This window comes from Nocardia sp. NPDC004654 (genome assembly GCF_040609595.1).
Classification (GTDB): domain Bacteria; phylum Actinomycetota; class Actinomycetes; order Mycobacteriales; family Mycobacteriaceae; genus Nocardia.
Window position 1 is genome coordinate 176,359 of sequence record NZ_JBEXKI010000007.1, and the last position, 15,475, is coordinate 191,833.

At 68.4% G+C, this 15,475-nt stretch carries 15 protein-coding genes; 11 read left to right on the plus strand and 4 right to left on the minus strand.

The window, feature by feature from the left end; all coding sequences use genetic code 11:
• Window positions 1–40 precede the first annotated feature (40 nt).
• Window positions 41–466, plus strand: a complete 426-nt coding sequence (locus tag ABZV58_RS24010; protein ID WP_355002388.1) for a hypothetical protein — start codon at window positions 41–43, stop codon at window positions 464–466.
• Between the two features lie 339 nt (window positions 467–805).
• Here the strand turns inward: ABZV58_RS24010 and ABZV58_RS24015 are convergent, their stop codons facing one another.
• The 4 genes from ABZV58_RS24015 to ABZV58_RS24030 form a co-directional block, all read right to left on the minus strand.
• The gene (locus ABZV58_RS24015; RefSeq protein WP_355002389.1) at window positions 806–2,032 is read right to left on the minus strand and encodes a cytochrome P450; all 1,227 of its coding nucleotides are present in this window, start codon (window positions 2,030–2,032) and stop codon (window positions 806–808) included.
• Between the two features lie 10 nt (window positions 2,033–2,042).
• On the minus strand, window positions 2,043–3,317 hold the full coding sequence (locus ABZV58_RS24020; protein ID WP_355002390.1) for a cytochrome P450: 1,275 nt from the start codon (window positions 3,315–3,317) through the stop codon (window positions 2,043–2,045).
• A gap of 338 nt (window positions 3,318–3,655) precedes the next feature.
• Window positions 3,656–4,471 (minus strand): hypothetical protein, encoded by an 816-nt coding sequence (locus ABZV58_RS24025; protein WP_355002391.1) that lies wholly within the window; start codon window positions 4,469–4,471, stop codon window positions 3,656–3,658.
• Between the two features lie 129 nt (window positions 4,472–4,600).
• Entirely contained in the window at window positions 4,601–5,425 is an 825-nt protein-coding gene (locus ABZV58_RS24030; protein WP_355002392.1) for a DUF3097 domain-containing protein, read from the minus strand.
• Between the two features lie 146 nt (window positions 5,426–5,571).
• Between ABZV58_RS24030 and ABZV58_RS24035 the strand changes: the two genes are divergently transcribed.
• The 10 genes from ABZV58_RS24035 to ABZV58_RS24080 all read left to right on the plus strand — a co-directional run bounded on the left by ABZV58_RS24035 (window position 5,572) and on the right by ABZV58_RS24080 (window position 15,443).
• Window positions 5,572–6,003, plus strand: coding sequence for an NfeD family protein (locus tag ABZV58_RS24035; RefSeq protein ID WP_355002393.1), 432 nt, complete (start codon window positions 5,572–5,574; stop codon window positions 6,001–6,003).
• Window positions 6,003–7,265 (plus strand): SPFH domain-containing protein, encoded by a 1,263-nt coding sequence (locus ABZV58_RS24040; RefSeq protein ID WP_355002394.1) that lies wholly within the window; start codon window positions 6,003–6,005, stop codon window positions 7,263–7,265. The genes ABZV58_RS24035 and ABZV58_RS24040 overlap by 1 nt, the downstream gene beginning before the upstream one ends.
• A gap of 170 nt (window positions 7,266–7,435) precedes the next feature.
• Window positions 7,436–7,759, plus strand: a complete 324-nt coding sequence (locus ABZV58_RS24045) for a WXG100 family type VII secretion target (protein ID WP_355002395.1) — start codon at window positions 7,436–7,438, stop codon at window positions 7,757–7,759.
• 21 nt (window positions 7,760–7,780) lie between these two features.
• On the plus strand, window positions 7,781–8,092 hold the full coding sequence (locus ABZV58_RS24050; RefSeq protein WP_355002396.1) for a WXG100 family type VII secretion target: 312 nt from the start codon (window positions 7,781–7,783) through the stop codon (window positions 8,090–8,092).
• Window positions 8,089–9,501, plus strand: coding sequence for a hypothetical protein (locus ABZV58_RS24055; RefSeq protein WP_355002397.1), 1,413 nt, complete (start codon window positions 8,089–8,091; stop codon window positions 9,499–9,501). The genes ABZV58_RS24050 and ABZV58_RS24055 overlap by 4 nt, the downstream gene beginning before the upstream one ends.
• The gene (locus ABZV58_RS24060; protein WP_355002398.1) at window positions 9,498–9,764 is read left to right on the plus strand and encodes a hypothetical protein; all 267 of its coding nucleotides are present in this window, start codon (window positions 9,498–9,500) and stop codon (window positions 9,762–9,764) included. Before ABZV58_RS24055 ends, ABZV58_RS24060 begins: the two co-directional genes overlap by 4 nt.
• Window positions 9,765–10,012: 248 nt before the next feature.
• Window positions 10,013–11,308 carry an ABC transporter substrate-binding protein gene (locus ABZV58_RS24065; RefSeq protein WP_355002399.1) on the plus strand — a complete coding sequence of 432 codons (1,296 nt, stop codon included), beginning with the start codon at window positions 10,013–10,015 and terminating at the stop codon, window positions 11,306–11,308.
• A gap of 4 nt (window positions 11,309–11,312) precedes the next feature.
• A complete protein-coding gene (locus ABZV58_RS24070; RefSeq protein WP_355002400.1) occupies window positions 11,313–13,118 on the plus strand; it encodes a hypothetical protein in 1,806 nt (601 codons plus the stop codon).
• Window positions 13,115–14,917, plus strand: a complete 1,803-nt coding sequence (locus ABZV58_RS24075; RefSeq protein ID WP_355002401.1) for a hypothetical protein — start codon at window positions 13,115–13,117, stop codon at window positions 14,915–14,917. Before ABZV58_RS24070 ends, ABZV58_RS24075 begins: the two co-directional genes overlap by 4 nt.
• A 52-nt stretch (window positions 14,918–14,969) precedes the next feature.
• Window positions 14,970–15,443: an Rrf2 family transcriptional regulator gene (locus tag ABZV58_RS24080; protein ID WP_355002660.1), complete on the plus strand. Its 474-nt coding sequence runs from the start codon at window positions 14,970–14,972 to the stop codon at window positions 15,441–15,443.
• Window positions 15,444–15,475 lie beyond the last annotated feature (32 nt).

Genomic DNA, 15,475 nt, shown 5'->3' on the forward strand with positions numbered 1-15,475 from the left:
AGGAGGGCCGACCATCAACTCTTACCGGGGAGGCCCTTCGTTGTACTCCGAGCTGCTAGCCGCGACCGATCTGATGGCGGAGAGCGCCGTCTGGACTACGGCGCTGGATTCCTACGAGGCCCGGCGCGGTGGCGGCGGAAGTTCCAGCGGCGACGGCGACGTCGAGGTCTCCGACTACATCGGGGGCATCATCTGCCTGATCCTGGTGATCGTCGCGATCGTCCTGCTCGTCTGGTACTTCGGCAAGAAGGGCAACGACGCGCCGCCGCAGCAGCCGCCGCACCAGCTGCCGCCGCAGTATCCGCAGCAGCCGTACGGTCAGCAGCCGCCCTACGGGCAGGACCCGTACGCGCAGCAGTACCAGCAGGCTCCCTATCCGCAGCAGCCGCAGTACCCGCCGCCCTATCCGCAGCAGCCCTACCCGCCGCAGTACCAGCAGCAGCCGCAGTACCCGCCGCGTTACTGACCGCCACCCAGCTTGATGCCGCGCCTGGTCGCGGCGAACATGCGGCCCGGCAACTCTTCCGGGCTCGATCACTGGGTCCGGAGGGCGAGGTGTTGCCGGATCGCAAACCGCACTCGGTCGCGGCTGATGTCCGGCCCGGCAACCCTTTCGAAGTCCGCCACTGGGTGCGACGGAGGGCCGGATGCGATCGGATCGCAATCCCGCGCTCGTCGCGGCGAATATGGCTGCCCGACAGCCGATTCGACGTCGGTCCAGTATGCCCTGGACAGGCCGGGTGCTACCGGTTCGCGAAAGCCGGACGCTCGGGCGGGACGGGCCCCACCCGAGCACGACCGAAACCTACTGCGCCGCTTCCAGATACACCGGCAGCGTGCGATGCCCGTTGGAGACGAAGCTGCCCACCGGCAGGAGCTCCGACGGGTCGACGGCCAGCCGCATCTCCGGGAACCGCTGGAAGATCGCGGGCAACGCGATTTCCGCTTCCAGCCGAGCCAGTGGCGCGCCGAGGCAGTGGTGCGCGCCGTGGCCGAACGCGAGGTGGTCCTTGTTCGCGCGGTGCACGTCGAACTCGTTCGTCGTCGCGCCGTGCACCTTCGGGTCGCGGCTCGCCGCGGCGTAGGACGCCAGGATCGCCTCGCCCTTCGGGATGCGGATGTCGCCGATCTCGATGTCCTCCACCGCGTAACGCAGCGGCAGGTGCGCGACGGGCGACTCGTAGCGCAGCGCCTCCTCCACCACGTCCGACCACGGCACCCGGCCCGCGACGACGTCCGCGCGCTGGTTCTCGTGCGTGAGCAGGGCGAAGATCGCCTGGTCGAGCAGGTTGACCGTGGTCTCGTGCCCGGCGTTGATCACCAGCATCAGGGTGTCGACCAGTTCCTTCTCGGTCAGCTGGGAACCGTCCTCGTCCCGGGTGGCGATCAGCACGCTGGTGACGTCGTCACCCGGGTTCTGCCTCCGGTGTTCCACCAGCTGGCTGACGAGCCCGTACATCTCCAGGTAGTTGGCGACACCTTCCTCGGGTCCGAGCGAGGTGTCGAAGAATCCGTCGACGCACTTGCGCAGGCCGGGGCCGAGGAACTCCGGAACCCCGAGCAACTCGGTGATCACCTGGATCGGCACGGGATAGGCGAAACCCTCACGCAGGTCGGCGGATTCGCCACGCGGGGTGGCGGCGAGCGCGTCGAGCAGCTGAGTGGTGATCTCCTCGATGCGCGGTCGCAGCGCCGCGCTGCGCCGATGGGTGAACGCGGGCGCGACCAGTTTGCGCAGGCGGCGGTGGTCTGGTCCGTAGGCGGTGAACATGTTGTCGACGGCCACCCACGGGTGCAGCGGCCACGCCTCGGTGATCTCGCCGTTGATGAACGCCGACCAGTGCTGCCGCGCGTCTTTCGAGACCCGCGGGTCGGCGAGCAGGCTCTTGAGCACGGCGGCGTCGGTCACCGACCACGCGGGCACGCCGCCGGGCAGTTCCACGAGCGCGGCGGGCCCGCGCTCACGGATCCGTGCGGACTCGCCCTGGATATCGGCGCCGGTCAGATCCAGGACTATCGGTTCGTACTCCATCGGTGGCTCCTTACACCAGATTCAACGGAGGGGACGGGGGAAAGACGACCGGTAGCGCCGTCATGGCGCGGTGGAAAGGCCCGGGCCGCCAGGACAATTCGGCGGCGGGCACGGCTAGCTCCAGCTCGGGCAACGCATCGAGCAGCTGATCGATGGCGTCCTGCACCACCAGGTACGCCACCGACCGCGCCGGGCAGGCGTGCGGTCCGGCGCCCCACGCCAGGTGCGAGCGGTTGCCGGTGCGGTCGCCGCCGCGCACGTCGGGATCGTTGTTGCTCGCGGCGAGGCTGATCAGGACCGGCTGGTGCGCGGGCAGCCAGGTGTTGTCGATCAGGATCGGCTGGCGCGGGTAGGTGATGGAGAAGTTCGCCATCGGCGGGTCGTTGAACAGCACCTCGTCCAGCGCGTCACGGGTGGAGAGGCTGCCGCCGAGCACGTGTCCGCCAAACCGGTCGTCGGTCAGCATCAGCAGCAGGGTATTGGTGATCAGGTTCTGCTGCGGTTCGATTCCCGCCCCGTAGAAGCTGATCAGCTGACAGAGCATCTCCTCGTCGTCGAGCTTCGCGGGGTGGTGCGCCAGTCGGGAGGTGACGTCGTCGCCCGGGTCCGCGCGCCGCAGCGTGATCAGCTCCATCAGCGCCGCGCTGAGCATCTCCATGCCGCGCGCGGCCTCGACGGTGTCGAAGAGCATCGCCATGCCGGTCGCCACGCGCTGACCCAGTTCGGTCGAGCAGCCGACCATCTGGTTCAGGACCTCGAAGACGAGCGGGAAGGCGTACTGGGTGACCAGATCGGCCGAGCCCGCCTCGCAGAAGGTGTTGATCAGCGGGATGGCGATCTTCTCGACGGTGGCGTGCAGCGCGTGCAGGTCGATGCCGTCGATGCTCGCGACGTAGGCCTGCCGGTAGCGCGCGTGCACCGCACCCGCGTTGCGCAACGCGTTCGGGTACCACTCCATCATGGGTTTGACGGGGCAGTCGTCCGCGATGTCCTTCTGCCACATCCGCGGGTCGGCGGGGAAGTGGTCCGGGTCGTTGAGGATGCGCAGCGCGGTGCCGTACCCGATGATCAGCGTCGCGGGGACACCCGGCGCCAGTTCGATGGGGACCACCGAACCGTACTGGCGGCGCATGTCGTCGTAGGCGCCGTGCGGGTCGGCGGCGAATTCCGGTGCGTGCAGCGGGATCCGAGGGCCGTCGGCGCCGATCGGGGATCCGTGCTGGACCGGGCAGACTCCGGGTGCGGTGACGTGCGGCGCGGTGACCGCGGACTGTGACGTGGTCAAAAGACGGTACTCCAGACGAGGGACATGAGCTCCGCGTCGAGTGGCCGGAACTCGGGCGCGGCGCACCGTGATTCATCGCGGTGACCGCACAGTGCCTGCCGGACAGGCGATCTGGGCTGCGATCACCGTCGACCCCGACAAGCTCTGACCCAAGCGTCCAGAACTCGACAACTCGCCCACGTTAGCAGCAATGCGAGAGGTTCTGTCTCGTTGTGACAAAAATTTGTTAGCACACGAAAGTAACGCGCGGCCGAAAACGCCTGGTCGCAAGGGGTGTGGAAGGTGGCGCCGAAAGTCGCTGCGGCTAACCGTGATTCGTGAGGAGCTACAGACAGGGCCTAGTTCCCGCCGCGCGCGGACGCGTGCACGGCAACGAGCCGGGCCGCGCGGATCGCGTCCCAGAGCGGGCGCAGCAGCGTCTCCTGCGCGCCGATGGCGCTGGCAGAGGTCGGTGCGGACGCCGGTTCACGTTGCGCCACTGTCAATATCGCGGCCACGTGATCGGCCGTGTCGAGAATGCGCTTGGCGCGCAGCGGGATCGAGCTCGGGTAGTCGTGCCTGGCGTAGTCGGCGAGCTCGGCCTCGATGAGTTCGCGCGGATCGGAATCGGCTGCACCGACCGCGGTGGTGTGCAGCTGCATCAGCGCGTCGGCGGCATCGCGGACGGCCTCCCGCATGGCGTATTCGGCCTCGCCGAGCGACATGTCCGGGCCGGGGGCGGGTGGGATCGGGGTGCTGTAGAGCGTCCACTGCAGGGTGTCGTCGTCGGGCCACCGCGGGATCAGGCCGGTGCCCTCGGTGCCGGGCACGCCGATGAGCAGACCCTCCTCGGCCTCGATGGCGTCGGCGCCGAACACGGTGCCCGGCGGCAGTCCGCGCACGTCGCCGAGGACCGGAAGCACCAGGCGCAGCTGCGCGCCGGGCTGGGCCATGGCCTCGCGGATGACCTTGAGCAGTGCCATGACACCGGACCCTGGCAGCATGGTGCGCGAGGACCACGGCAGGTCGGTGCGAGCGCCGGTCATCGGGTCGCCCGCGGCGATGGTGTGCCGCGGCGCCCACGCGTGCAGCGCCTCCAAGACGTCGTCGGGCGCACTGCACCCGGCCAGCCAGGAGCCGGCCCACACCGTCAGCGTGGCACTAGGAGAGCACATAATTATCGAGCATAAACGCTTCGGGCTACCGGTGGGCATCGGCGCACGAGCCCTCGTGAGCTGCGCGCACCCGCCGAATCGGCCCCGCGCGAAGGCGCCGCGTCCACCGGTCGGGCGGCTCGTGCCGGGCTACTCCGGTTCGGTGACGAAGTCGATCAGACGTTCGACCGCACCGATGAGCGGAGCCTCCAGATCACGGAAGGACTCGACCGCGTCGTAGACCCGGCGCCACCCGTCCTGCGGGGTGCCCCAGCCGAGACGCCGGCAGACGCCGGTCTTCCAATCCTCCCCGCGCGGCACCTCGGGCCAGGCGTCGATGCGCAGCGTCGCGGGCCGCACCGCCTGCCACACATCGATGAACGGGTGCCCGGTCACCAGCACGTGCGGGCCGAGACCGGTGGTGAGCTGGGTTTCCTTCGACCCGGTGACCAGGTGGTCGACCAGCACACCGACCCGGCGGCCGGGACCGGGCTCGAACTCGGCCAGCCGCGCGGCCAGGTTGTCCAACCCTTCCAGGTGCTCGACCACCACGCCCTCGACCCGCAGATCGTGGCCCCACACCCGCTCCACCAGGGCGGCGTCGTGCACACCCTCCACCCAGATTCGGCTGGCCTTGGCGACCTGGGCGCGCAAGCCCGCCACCCGGGTGGAGCCGGAAGCGGACCTGGTCGGCTGCTTCGGCGCGGCGACGGCAGGGCGCACCAGGGTGACCGGTCGACCGTCGATGAGGAAGGCCGCCTCCCGCATCGCGAACAGCCGCACCGCACCGCGCGCGTCCTCCAGCTTGACGAACTCGCCGTCGTAGCTGCGATCGAATCCGACCACGGCGCCGCAGAATCCGCTGGCCGCGTCCTCCACCACGAGGTCGCGTTCGGCGGTCACCTGCGGCACCGCTCGCTTCTTGGTCCTCTCGTGCCCGGCGAAGATGTCGCCGTACCTGTCCCGCGTACCCACCCGCCCGAAACTACCGGCCGTCGCGCGGTTTTCGCGGGTGCGACGCGACGTTTTCCGGCGCGGAGAGTGTGCTGTGCGCCGCTGTGCCCGGCGTCGAAACCTTTAGTAGAGCTCGAAGATCGGCTGCCTGCGATTAGAGTGGGTGCGTGGCCGCAATAGCTTGGCTGGTCGCGGGCATTCTGCTCGCGGCCGCAGAGATGCTCACCGGGGACCTCACGCTGCTGATGATCGGCGTCGCGGCCCTCGGCACGGCGGGGGTGAGCGCCACGGCGGACACCTCCCTCGTGGTGGACGCGGTGGTCTTCGCGGTGATCACCGCGGTGCTCATGCTCGGGGTGCGGCCGGTGCTGCGCCGCAAGTTCGGCACGCCGCCGCCGATTCCGACGAATGTCGATGCGCTGCCGGGGAAGTCGGCCCTGGTGTTGGAGGAAGTGGCCGCCCACTCCGGCCGGGTGAAGCTGGGCGGCGAAGTGTGGACCGCGCGGCCGATGAACCCGGACGAGGTGTACGAGCCGGGCGTGACCGTGTACGTCATGAAGATCGACGGCGCGACGGCCGTCGTCTGGAAGGGGCCGTAATGGCTGTATTGATCGTCGCCGCCGTGCTCGTCCTCTTGGTCGTCGTGGTGGTGTTCAAATCGATCGCGTTGGTGCCGCAGGCCGAGGCGGCGGTCATCGAGCGGCTCGGCAGGTACTCGCGGACGGTGTCCGGTCAGCTGACGTTCCTGGTGCCGTTCGCCGATCGGATCCGCGCCAAGGTGGACCTGCGCGAGCGGGTGGTGTCGTTCCCGCCGCAGCCGGTGATTACCCAGGACAACCTGACGCTGCAGATCGACTCGGTGGTGTATTTCCAGGTCACCAGCCCGCAGTCGGCGGTATACGAGATCAGCAACTACATCGCCGCGGTCGAGCAGCTCACCGTCACCACGCTGCGCAACGTGGTCGGCGGCATGACGCTGGAGGAGACGCTGACCTCCCGCGACCAGATCAACAACCAGCTGCGCGGTGTGCTCGACGAGGCCACCGGACGCTGGGGCCTGCGCGTGGCGCGGGTCGAGCTCAAGGCCATCGATCCGCCGCCGTCGATCCAGGAGTCGATGGAGAAGCAGATGAAGGCCGACCGCGAGAAGCGCGCGATGATCCTCACCGCGGAAGGCACCAGGGAGTCGCAGATCAAGACGGCCGAGGGCGCCAAGCAGGCGCAGATCCTGGCCGCCGAGGGCGCCAAGCAGTCCGCCATCCTCGGCGCCGAAGGTGAGCGGCAGAGCCGCATCCTGCGTGCCCAGGGCGAGCGCGCCGCCGCCTACCTGCAAGCCCAGGGCCAGGCGAAGGCCATCGAAAAGGTCTTCGCCGCAATCAAATCCGGCAAGCCGACGCCGGAACTGCTTGCCTACCAGTACATGCAGACGCTGCCGATGGTGGCCCGCGGCGACGCCAACAAGGTGTGGCTGGTGCCGAGCGATTTCGGCAAGGCGCTGGAGGGCTTCGCCAAGAGCTTCGGCTCGCAGGGCGAGGACGGCGTCTTCCGCTACGAGCCGCCCGCCGACGACTCGGCGCCGGTCAAGGTCGAGGACGATTCCGATGTCGCCGACTGGTTCGACACCGCCTCGGATCCCACCATCGAACGCGCCGTTCGCGCGGCGGAGGCCACCGCACGCCAGCCCGTCGAAGGCCTGACGCCCACCCCGCTGCAGCGCTCGCCCGAGCCCTCGCCGCACCAGCAGGTCGTTGCGCCCACCGAGTCCGCTCCCGCGCAACAGGACCCCGCGCAACCCCCGGCCTACCGCCCGGACGACCCGCACGGCCGCCCGTGGCAGCCCCCGGAGAACTACCGGCAGTAACCGTTCCGGCACCTCGTGCCGCTCCCTCAGTGCACGCCACTCGAATGTTTCGGGCGACGGCTGCCGTCCACGCTGAGGGTGGTGAGGTGGCTGACTCGGTGGCGATCGCGCGGCCGTGTTCCTGAGTGGTTGGTGTAGATTCTGAGGTCACCAGCTGGAAGGGGGAAGTGGTGACGCAATCCAGTTCAGGGGAATCGCCCTTCGATGTCGTTCCGGCCGACGTGACCGACGCTGGTCGTTATGTGCAGTTGACTGCCGAGGAATTGATCAACGGGGTTCGTTCGCTGGATGCCGACATCACTAGGCTTTTGGAAACCTGGAGCGGCACGTCGGCCTCCGTCTACCGCGCTGGCTGGGACGAAGCGCGCCAAGGTGCAGAGACCGTTTTGGAGTCGTTGGGTAAGTTGGCTGAACTTCTCGGTGTGGTGGCTACCACCCACACCGATCTGGATTCCGGGCGCGCCGCGAACATCAGCTCGCTCGAGCTGCCGTGAGAGTGATGGGGGAAATACACTGTGGCTGAACCGTTTCGTGTGGATCTGACCGAACTCGACGACATCACTGCTCGCGTCGCAGGTTTCGTCGGATTCCTCAACGAGAGTCTGTCCGGGCTGCAGGAACGTACCGCCGCTTTGCAGTCGAGCTGGACCGGTCCGTCCGCGACTGCCGCAAGTGAGGCGTTCGCGCAATGGCTGACTGGAGCACAAGATGTCGCCGACGGCATCGAGGCAATGCGGGCCGCGGCTGTCGCCGCACACGAGCGCTACAGCGCAGCCGTGGCAGCGAATCTGTCCATGCTCGGACGTGGCACCAGAGCCCAGCCGTGACCGTGCTCAAAGTCCCTCCGCAGACGTACTATGACGCCGCTGATATCTGCGCAACAGCAGCCTCCGGGTACTTCAACGCATTCAAGACAGCGATGCGGTCCTTTGGTGACACCACCAACATGGCAGGTAGCGTCGGAGATGGTAAGAAGTGGGCCGAATCCTACGATCAACAGGCCAAAGACGTATACGGCATGTCTATCGATCTGGTGCTCGCCCTTGATGGATACGCGCAAGTACTCAAACAGGCTGGTTACAACCACGCCATCGCCGACTACGACCCGGCAAGTGGCAGGCCTGCACCCGAGGCCCCGAATCTCACCCCTTCGTTCACTCTTTCCCCGCAGGAACTCACCTCGCTCCTTGTTCCGCCGTCGGCAGGTGGACCTGGCAGAGGCTTGGTCGATGACGGTCTCGAGCTGGCGGCCAAGATCGGTGTCCCCGTCCCCGACGGTGACACCGAGAAGTTGTCACACTCCGCTGACGTATGGCACGCCTTGGCGAACAACGATGTAATCACCGCCACTCCTGGCGACCTGGAACGCGCCGCGGCCATGTTCGAACAGGTCACCTCCCCGGATGCGAACTTCATCGATGAAGACCTGCGCGAAATCAAAGCGGCCGCCTCCGATCTCGCTGGCGCCTACGCCGAACTGACCCAGGCCTGTCGTGAGCAGAAGCAAGCTCACGACAAACTCCGCGAGGACCTACACAAAACCCTGATAGCGCTCCGCGATGCCCTGCTCCAGGAACTAGCCATCAATGCTGCGATCGGCGTGGCGTCGTCGTTCGTCAGTTTTGGCGTCGGGGCCGCCCTCGCGGCCGCTAAAACTGCTAAGGCCATCGATAATTTCGTCGACATTCTCCGAGGGGTCGTCAACGCCGCGAAGCTCAAGACCGTCGTCACCATCCAACGCGTCACGGCTACAACCAGGAAAACAATTCAACGCATAAAGGACCTGACTACCAGGCTTGTCGCAAAGATCAACAGTAAGAAGAATGAGACGACCGGCAGGCTTTTCTCGAGATCGGGATCGAAAACCAACAAAGAGATTCTGGAGAGCGGCGACCATCTTCCATTGACAATCGAAACTGTGCGTGAGTACGCCAAAAAAGCTGGTATAGACTTGGAAGGCGTGGAGATCAACTTGGCGATCACGCCAGATGATGTCGCGTACTATGACTGGGCTGGTGCTGGTGCAAGTGCCCAAGGGAATTCGATAAACCTCGCGCCAGGTGCATTTGCCAGCGAAGAAGCGCTGATTCGGAACTTGATACATGAGCGTGTCCATGTGCAACAGTTCCGCGACGGGCGAACTGGCGCCTCGTCGTCGGTCCGTGCATTGGAGGACGAGGCATATGCTGCCGATGAGGTTGGATGGTTGGACTACCAGAAGAGGGCAGGGCGATGAACGGTGAATTCGAGGTACTCGGCGTCTATCCGGTGAGTTTCATGCCGGTTCCGTTCGTTGTCGGAACGCCGAGTTGGGACATGTGTGTTGGCCAGTCGGTGCGCCTTCGCAAGAAGAATGGAGCGATTTTCGACGGCACGATTGAGTCGTTCGACTTCCATCGTCCAACCGAGGATCAGATATCTGTAGTTTTTTCCGCGGGTATATCAAAAAATGCTGAACCTGGCGATGTGATTTCACTGGTTCAAGAGGTGGATTTGTAATCGGTGCCAGTTGCGGCCGTCCGAAGGTCCGCGGGGCGGCCGAATCCGGCACCGACGTGGGAGCCGATTGCCGTCAGCGTCCACACCGCCCCGTCGCTCACCATCGAGCGGCGGGGCGGTTGGCGTGGCGCGACATCGCGTAGCCCAAGGAATCGGGGGCAGTGCGGTTTTCGCTGTGTTCGGCCGAAAACGTCCGGCGCCACGGATAATCGGTGCGTGCTCGTGGGCGAACGGACATCCGGGAGAACATGCTGACGCGGAGGGCCTTGTTGCGGGCGGCGTTGATCGCGCCGCTGGCGGGCTGTGGCACGGGTGTGCTCGGCACACCGGGCGCGGCGCGTATCGCCGTGTCCTGGAGCGGTTCTGAGCTCGCGGCGTTCCGCGCGGTGCTCGACGCGCTGCACCTGTCGGGCTCGGTCGACGTGATCCCGCTCGGCGACGAGATCGAGACGGCGTTGACCGGTGGACGGTCGGCGCCGGAACTGGTCATGCTGCCGCAGGCGGGGCGGGTGCGCGAACTGGCCGAAGACGGCGTGCTGCGTGATGTTCCCGAATCGCTGTGGCTCGACGAGGTCGAGAAGCGTTGCTATTCGGGGGTCTGGGCGGAGTTGCTGTACCACGACGAACGCCCGTACGGCGTGCCGTTCAAGGCGGCCGACAAGTCGATGGTCTGGTTCGACCGGGAATCGGCGGTCGAGGCCGAGGTCGGAACCCCGGCGCTGTGGACGCTGGATTTCTGGCTCGACCGCATCGAGTTCCTCGCCGGGAAAGACCGGCGGCTGCTCGCGCTGGCCGCGGCGGACGGGTGGGCGCTGACCGATCTGTTCGAGAACCTGCTGTACGCGCAGGACCCGGAAACCTATGCGGCCCTTGCCGCCCGCGGCCCGACGGCGATCTGGGCGAAGGACCCGGTGCGCGCCGCCCTGCACCTGCTCGGCTCGTGGGCGGCGAACCCCGCGGCCTTCGCCGGCGGGATCGGCACCGCCCTGACCATGCAATTCTCCGACGCCATCCGGGAAGTGTTCGAGCGGAGGCGGGCGGTGATGGTGGTCGCTCCCGATTTCGCCGAGCCGGTCGTGCGCAAGGCCGTCGCGCGATCGGGACGCAAGCCCGCCGAGGTCGTCGGGGTGACGGCCTTTCCCGGTCTCGCGCCGGGTGGACCGCGCCCGCGCATCCTCGGCGGCGACGTCCTCGTGCTCAGCCGCTCGGCGGACGACGGTGCGAAACGAGTGCTGGCCGCGCTGGCCGCGCCCTCGGCTCCGCTGCCGTGGATCAACGGATTCCACGGTTTCCTCGCGCCGAACACCCGAACCGACGCCGCGTATTCGCCGTTTCTGCGGCCGTCGGCCGAACGCCTCGGCGACACCGCGGTATTCGGTCCGCGCGACGAGGTGGTGTTCGACCTGTCCGACCAGATCGGAGCGCTCGGCGGACGAAACGGGTTGTGGCGCATACTCACCGAGTTCCTGGTCGCCGTCGACGGTGACCCGTCCGGCGTCGGTCTCGCGGTGAACGACGCGGTAGCGGCGCTGGCCGGGTGGTGACTCGATGACGACGCCGCCCGGATTCCTCAGCAACGGATTGCATGTGGAACTCGCCACCCGGCGGATGCGCGGTGCGTTGATCGGTGGACGGCAGCCGTGGCGCGGCTGGGGATGGGCGCGGGTGGCGCCCGCGTGGCTGCTCGGGGCGCTGCTGCTGCTCGCCTCGGGCTGGACAGTGGCCACGGCGGGGGCGCGGGTCGGGGTGGCGCTGTCGCTCGTCGTCGTCGGCGCCGTGGTCCTGCTCGCGGCGCGGCTGTTCCCGTCCGGCACGCCGCGGGTCGGGGCGGTGGTCGCCGCTGTGATTTCGATGCTGGCCGGACCGCTGCTGTTCGTGATAGTCGCGAACACGGACACGCTGGCCGTCTACGGGCGGACGATGCTGTTCGTGCTCGGCGGATTCGGGCTCATGGCGGCGGCGCTGTTCACCGCGTGGTGGAGTCGCGGCGTGCGGTGGTTGTGGCTGCCGCTGGTCTTGCCGTTCGGTGTCGCGGCTTTCGTCTCGGGTCTGGCGTTCCGGGTCATGTTCGAGGCGGCGGTGCCCGTGGGTGATATCGCGACGTTCCAGACCGGTTACCGCTGGATGCCGCTGATGGCGTTCTGGTGGACCTGGTTCGGCTTCCTCACCGGCATGTTCTCGGCAGGCCTCCGGGCGATCGAGACCGATCCGGTGCGCTGGGGCTACCTCAACGCCCCCACCGGTCGTTTCCGGTTCGCGTGGATGGCCTGGCGCGGGGTGCGGCTGGTGCACCCGGTGGTGCTGATCGCCGGGATCGCCGCGGTCGTCGCGGCGGCCAGGGTGTTCGACGTCATCCTCATCGGCATCCCCGCCGCCTACCAGTACGACAGCGACAGCGCGACAGTGCGCTGGTGGCGGTTGGCGACCACCGACAGCGCCGCGGCCGAGGTCGCGATCTACTCGGTGCCGTTGGCCGTCCTGGTCGGCGTCTGCGCTTTCGCCCTCGGAAAGACCGGCGGTCCGCGGGAACTTCGCTTGCCGCTGCGCCCACGTTCGCACGAACCGCACGCCGCGCGGCGGCCGGGCAGGCTCGTCACCGGTTTCGCGGTGCTGATGGGTTTCGTCTCCGTCGCGCCGCTGCTGATGCTGGCCGTGGTCTCGATGCGGCAGGCGGACGGTCTGGGCTGGCCCGCGATCGGCCGGGTCTGGGAGGCCGGTCTGCCCTCGACGTTGGGTGTGACGGCTCTCGTGGCGACGGTTGCGACCGTACTGGCGGTCTCGGCCGCGCTGCCGGTCGCGCGGTGGCTGTCGGCGACGCCGTCGGACACGTGGCGGGTTCGCCTTGCCACGGCCGCGCTGGTGGTGCTCGCCGTGCTGCCCGCCCAGATGTATCTCGGGCCGATCGACGAGGTGAGTGAATCGCTGGGCCTGTCGGGGACGCAGTATCCGCTGATGCTGGTCCACGGCGCGGCGGGACTTCCGGTCAGCGTGTTGATCCTGCGCGGTGCGATGCGTGCGGCCGAGGAGAACCCGAGCTCGGCCGCGCTGCACGGGCTGGCCAGGCCCGGCGCCGTCGCGCGGCGTTTGTGGGACGGTGCGGGGCGCGCCGTGGTCACCGCGGCGGTACTCGAATTCGTATTGGTGTGGAACGACTTCTTCGTCAGCCTGATGATCAGCGGCGCGGGCGCGAGCCCGTGGTCGCTGCTGCTGTGGGGCGAGGCCCGCCAGTACGAGGAGAACTTGCCGCAGCTGGCCGCCGGAGCGCTGGTTTTCGCCATCGTCCCGGTCGCGTTGTTGCTCGCGACCTGGCGCCGGTTCCTGGTGCCCGGGCTGACCGGGGGAGTGCTGCGATGAGCGGGCCCGTCGGCGCGCCGCCGCCCTCGCCCGGGATCGCCGCGCCGCCACCGGCCCTGCTGCGTTTCCGGTTCGGCGGTGGCGCCTTGGCCGCGGCCGTGCTGCTCGGACTGGTGATCAACATCGTGTCGAGCCTGTTCTTGGAGCGCGGCGTCGGCGTGCTGCTCTCCGTGGGGCTGCTGGTGATCGCGTCACTCGCCGTGCTGCTTCTGGTCAGTCGCTGGCTGCGGGCCGAACGACGCAGGCTCCGCGAAAGCCCGCACACCGCAAGGGAACTGGAACTGCTCAGCGATTTCGACGACGCGCAGACGCCGATCGGCGCCAACCCGAGCGCACCGGCGCCGCCGCTGACGAGAATATTCGGCGCCACCCATGAGGAGGCGGCGGTGCTCGGCGAGCTGCCGGTGCGTGGATACAGCGCGGCCGCGTTGCTGGCGGTGCTCACGGCGATCCTGGACGCGCCCGCCCGCGACCCGTCCGACGGCACGCCGCCGCGAACGACCGCGCCGTTGCTGCTCACCGAGCTGGAAGCGGACGGTTTCGTGCGGGTGGCCGGTGTGCAGCAGTACTGGGTCGTCGCGGTGCCCGATACACCCAGCGGAGCCGACGCCCGGGCCGGATCGCGGTGGAGCGCCGCGCTCACCACGCTCGCGCAGCATCACGCCGACCGCGCGGAACGGTGGGCGATCGGTTTGGGAACGCCGCGTTTCGCGGCCGCGGGGCGCGGCTGGTTCGAGGCCGAGGAAGAATTCCTGCGGCACCTGGTGAAGGAGTGCGCATCCCTCGGAGCTCTGCTGCCGCGGACCGCAGTGCCCAGCCTGATCCGGATCGCCGACGCGCTCGACGTCTGGGACGCGCGCACCAGAGGGCACGACGCCGAACTCGCTCGGAAGCTGTGGCCACCCCCACCCGATCCGAACCAACCGCGCGATACACCACTGCCAGGTCTGGACGCGCTCGGCGCGCACGCGGACCACGTGCGGCTGCGCGCGGGCCACCTCGCCGAACCGCCCCGCCGCGGCGGAGACCGTGGTCGTTACGCCGACTTGACCGCGCGCTACCACCACGTCCGTGCGCTGGAGACGCTGGACCCCGCGCTCGAGGAGTTGTGCCGCGCGCTGGATACGCGGCGCCTGGATACGCGGCGCCTGAGCACGCGGCGCCCGGATACGCAGGCGGCACACCGGGCGCGTTCGGACCGCCAGGTGGCGGAGGCGCGCGGCAAGCTGGAGAACGCGGGCCGCCAACTGGAACGCGTCTGGTGGTTGATGCCGCGCGAGGACATCCCGGGCGAGGTCTGCACGTTGGTGAACCTCGGCATCGTTTTGCTGTGCCAGGGTCGCCTCGACGACGCGCAGGACCGCTTGGAGCTGGCCGAGGCGCTGACCAGGCAGGGCCGCGACCCGGACGGTCGCGCCCACATGCACGAGATCCTCGGCCACGTCTGGTGGGCCCGCGGCGAGGCCGTCCGCGCGCTGCGCTGCTGGCGGCTCTCGCTCACGGCGTACCGCGCGCTGTGTGACGATCACGGAATCGCCCGCTGTCTCCAGCATCTCGCCGCCGCGGTGATCGCCGATCCGTGCTGCGTCGACGATGTGCTCGGTCCGGATCCGTGCCGTCCGCCCGGCCACGCGATCGAGCAGGCGACCGGCTGGCTGGCCGAGGCCCAATCGCTGTATCCCGCCGCGCGAACGGCGAATCACTATCGGGCCCGAGCGCTCCTGCAGTGCGGTGTTTCGCCGCGCTACGCCATCGATCGCTGGCCGCTGGCGCTCGAAGAGAACGTACCGAGCCGATGAGGCGCCGCGTCGACAGCGCTTAATCGGGATCTGTAATATCCCGATTGTGATCATGGGTGAAGGCGTCGAATGGGGGCTGCACTGCTGCCTGGTGCTTGCCTGGCTGGAGGACCGGGCGCCGATCGCGACCGCTCGCCTGGCGCGCATGTTCGAGCTGCCGCCCGACTACCTCAAGAAGCGGCTGCAACCGTTGGTCCGGGCAGGGATTCTGGAATCGACGCCCGGCGCGCGCGGCGGCTATCGGCTCGCCATGGCGCCCGAGCGGGTGACGGTGCTCGATGTGGTCGTGGCGGTGGAGGGGCGCACCGAGGCGTTCGCCTGCAACGAGATTCGCCAGCGCGGCGCGGGGGCGACGGCGGCGGCCAGCGAATTCGCGCGCCCGTGCGGCATCGCGACCACGATGCGCCGCGCCGAGCTGGCGTGGCGGCGCGAACTCGCGGGGCGGACGCTCGCCGATCTGATCGCCGAGAGCCCGCCCAATGCCTCCGTGCGGGCGCGCCGCTTCTACGAGCAGCTCGCCGTCTGATCTTTCGCCCGGTCGCGAGGCCGGGCTTTCTA

Bases quoted from the DNA above. Each gene is read 5' to 3' on its own strand.
- ABZV58_RS24065 (WP_355002399.1), top strand. From the start codon at position 10,013: ATGCTGACGCGGAGGGCCTTGTTGCGGGCGGCGTTGATCGCGCCGCTG.
- ABZV58_RS24015 (WP_355002389.1), bottom strand. From the start codon at position 2,032: ATGGAGTACGAACCGATAGTCCTGGATCTGACCGGCGCCGATATCCAG.
- ABZV58_RS24075 (WP_355002401.1), top strand. From the start codon at position 13,115: ATGAGCGGGCCCGTCGGCGCGCCGCCGCCCTCGCCCGGGATCGCCGCG.
- ABZV58_RS24080 (WP_355002660.1), top strand. From the start codon at position 14,970: ATGGGTGAAGGCGTCGAATGGGGGCTGCACTGCTGCCTGGTGCTTGCC.
- ABZV58_RS24025 (WP_355002391.1), bottom strand. From the start codon at position 4,471: ATGTGCTCTCCTAGTGCCACGCTGACGGTGTGGGCCGGCTCCTGGCTG.
- ABZV58_RS24060 (WP_355002398.1), top strand. From the start codon at position 9,498: ATGAACGGTGAATTCGAGGTACTCGGCGTCTATCCGGTGAGTTTCATG.
- ABZV58_RS24040 (WP_355002394.1), top strand. From the start codon at position 6,003: ATGGCTGTATTGATCGTCGCCGCCGTGCTCGTCCTCTTGGTCGTCGTG.
- ABZV58_RS24070 (WP_355002400.1), top strand. From the start codon at position 11,313: ATGACGACGCCGCCCGGATTCCTCAGCAACGGATTGCATGTGGAACTC.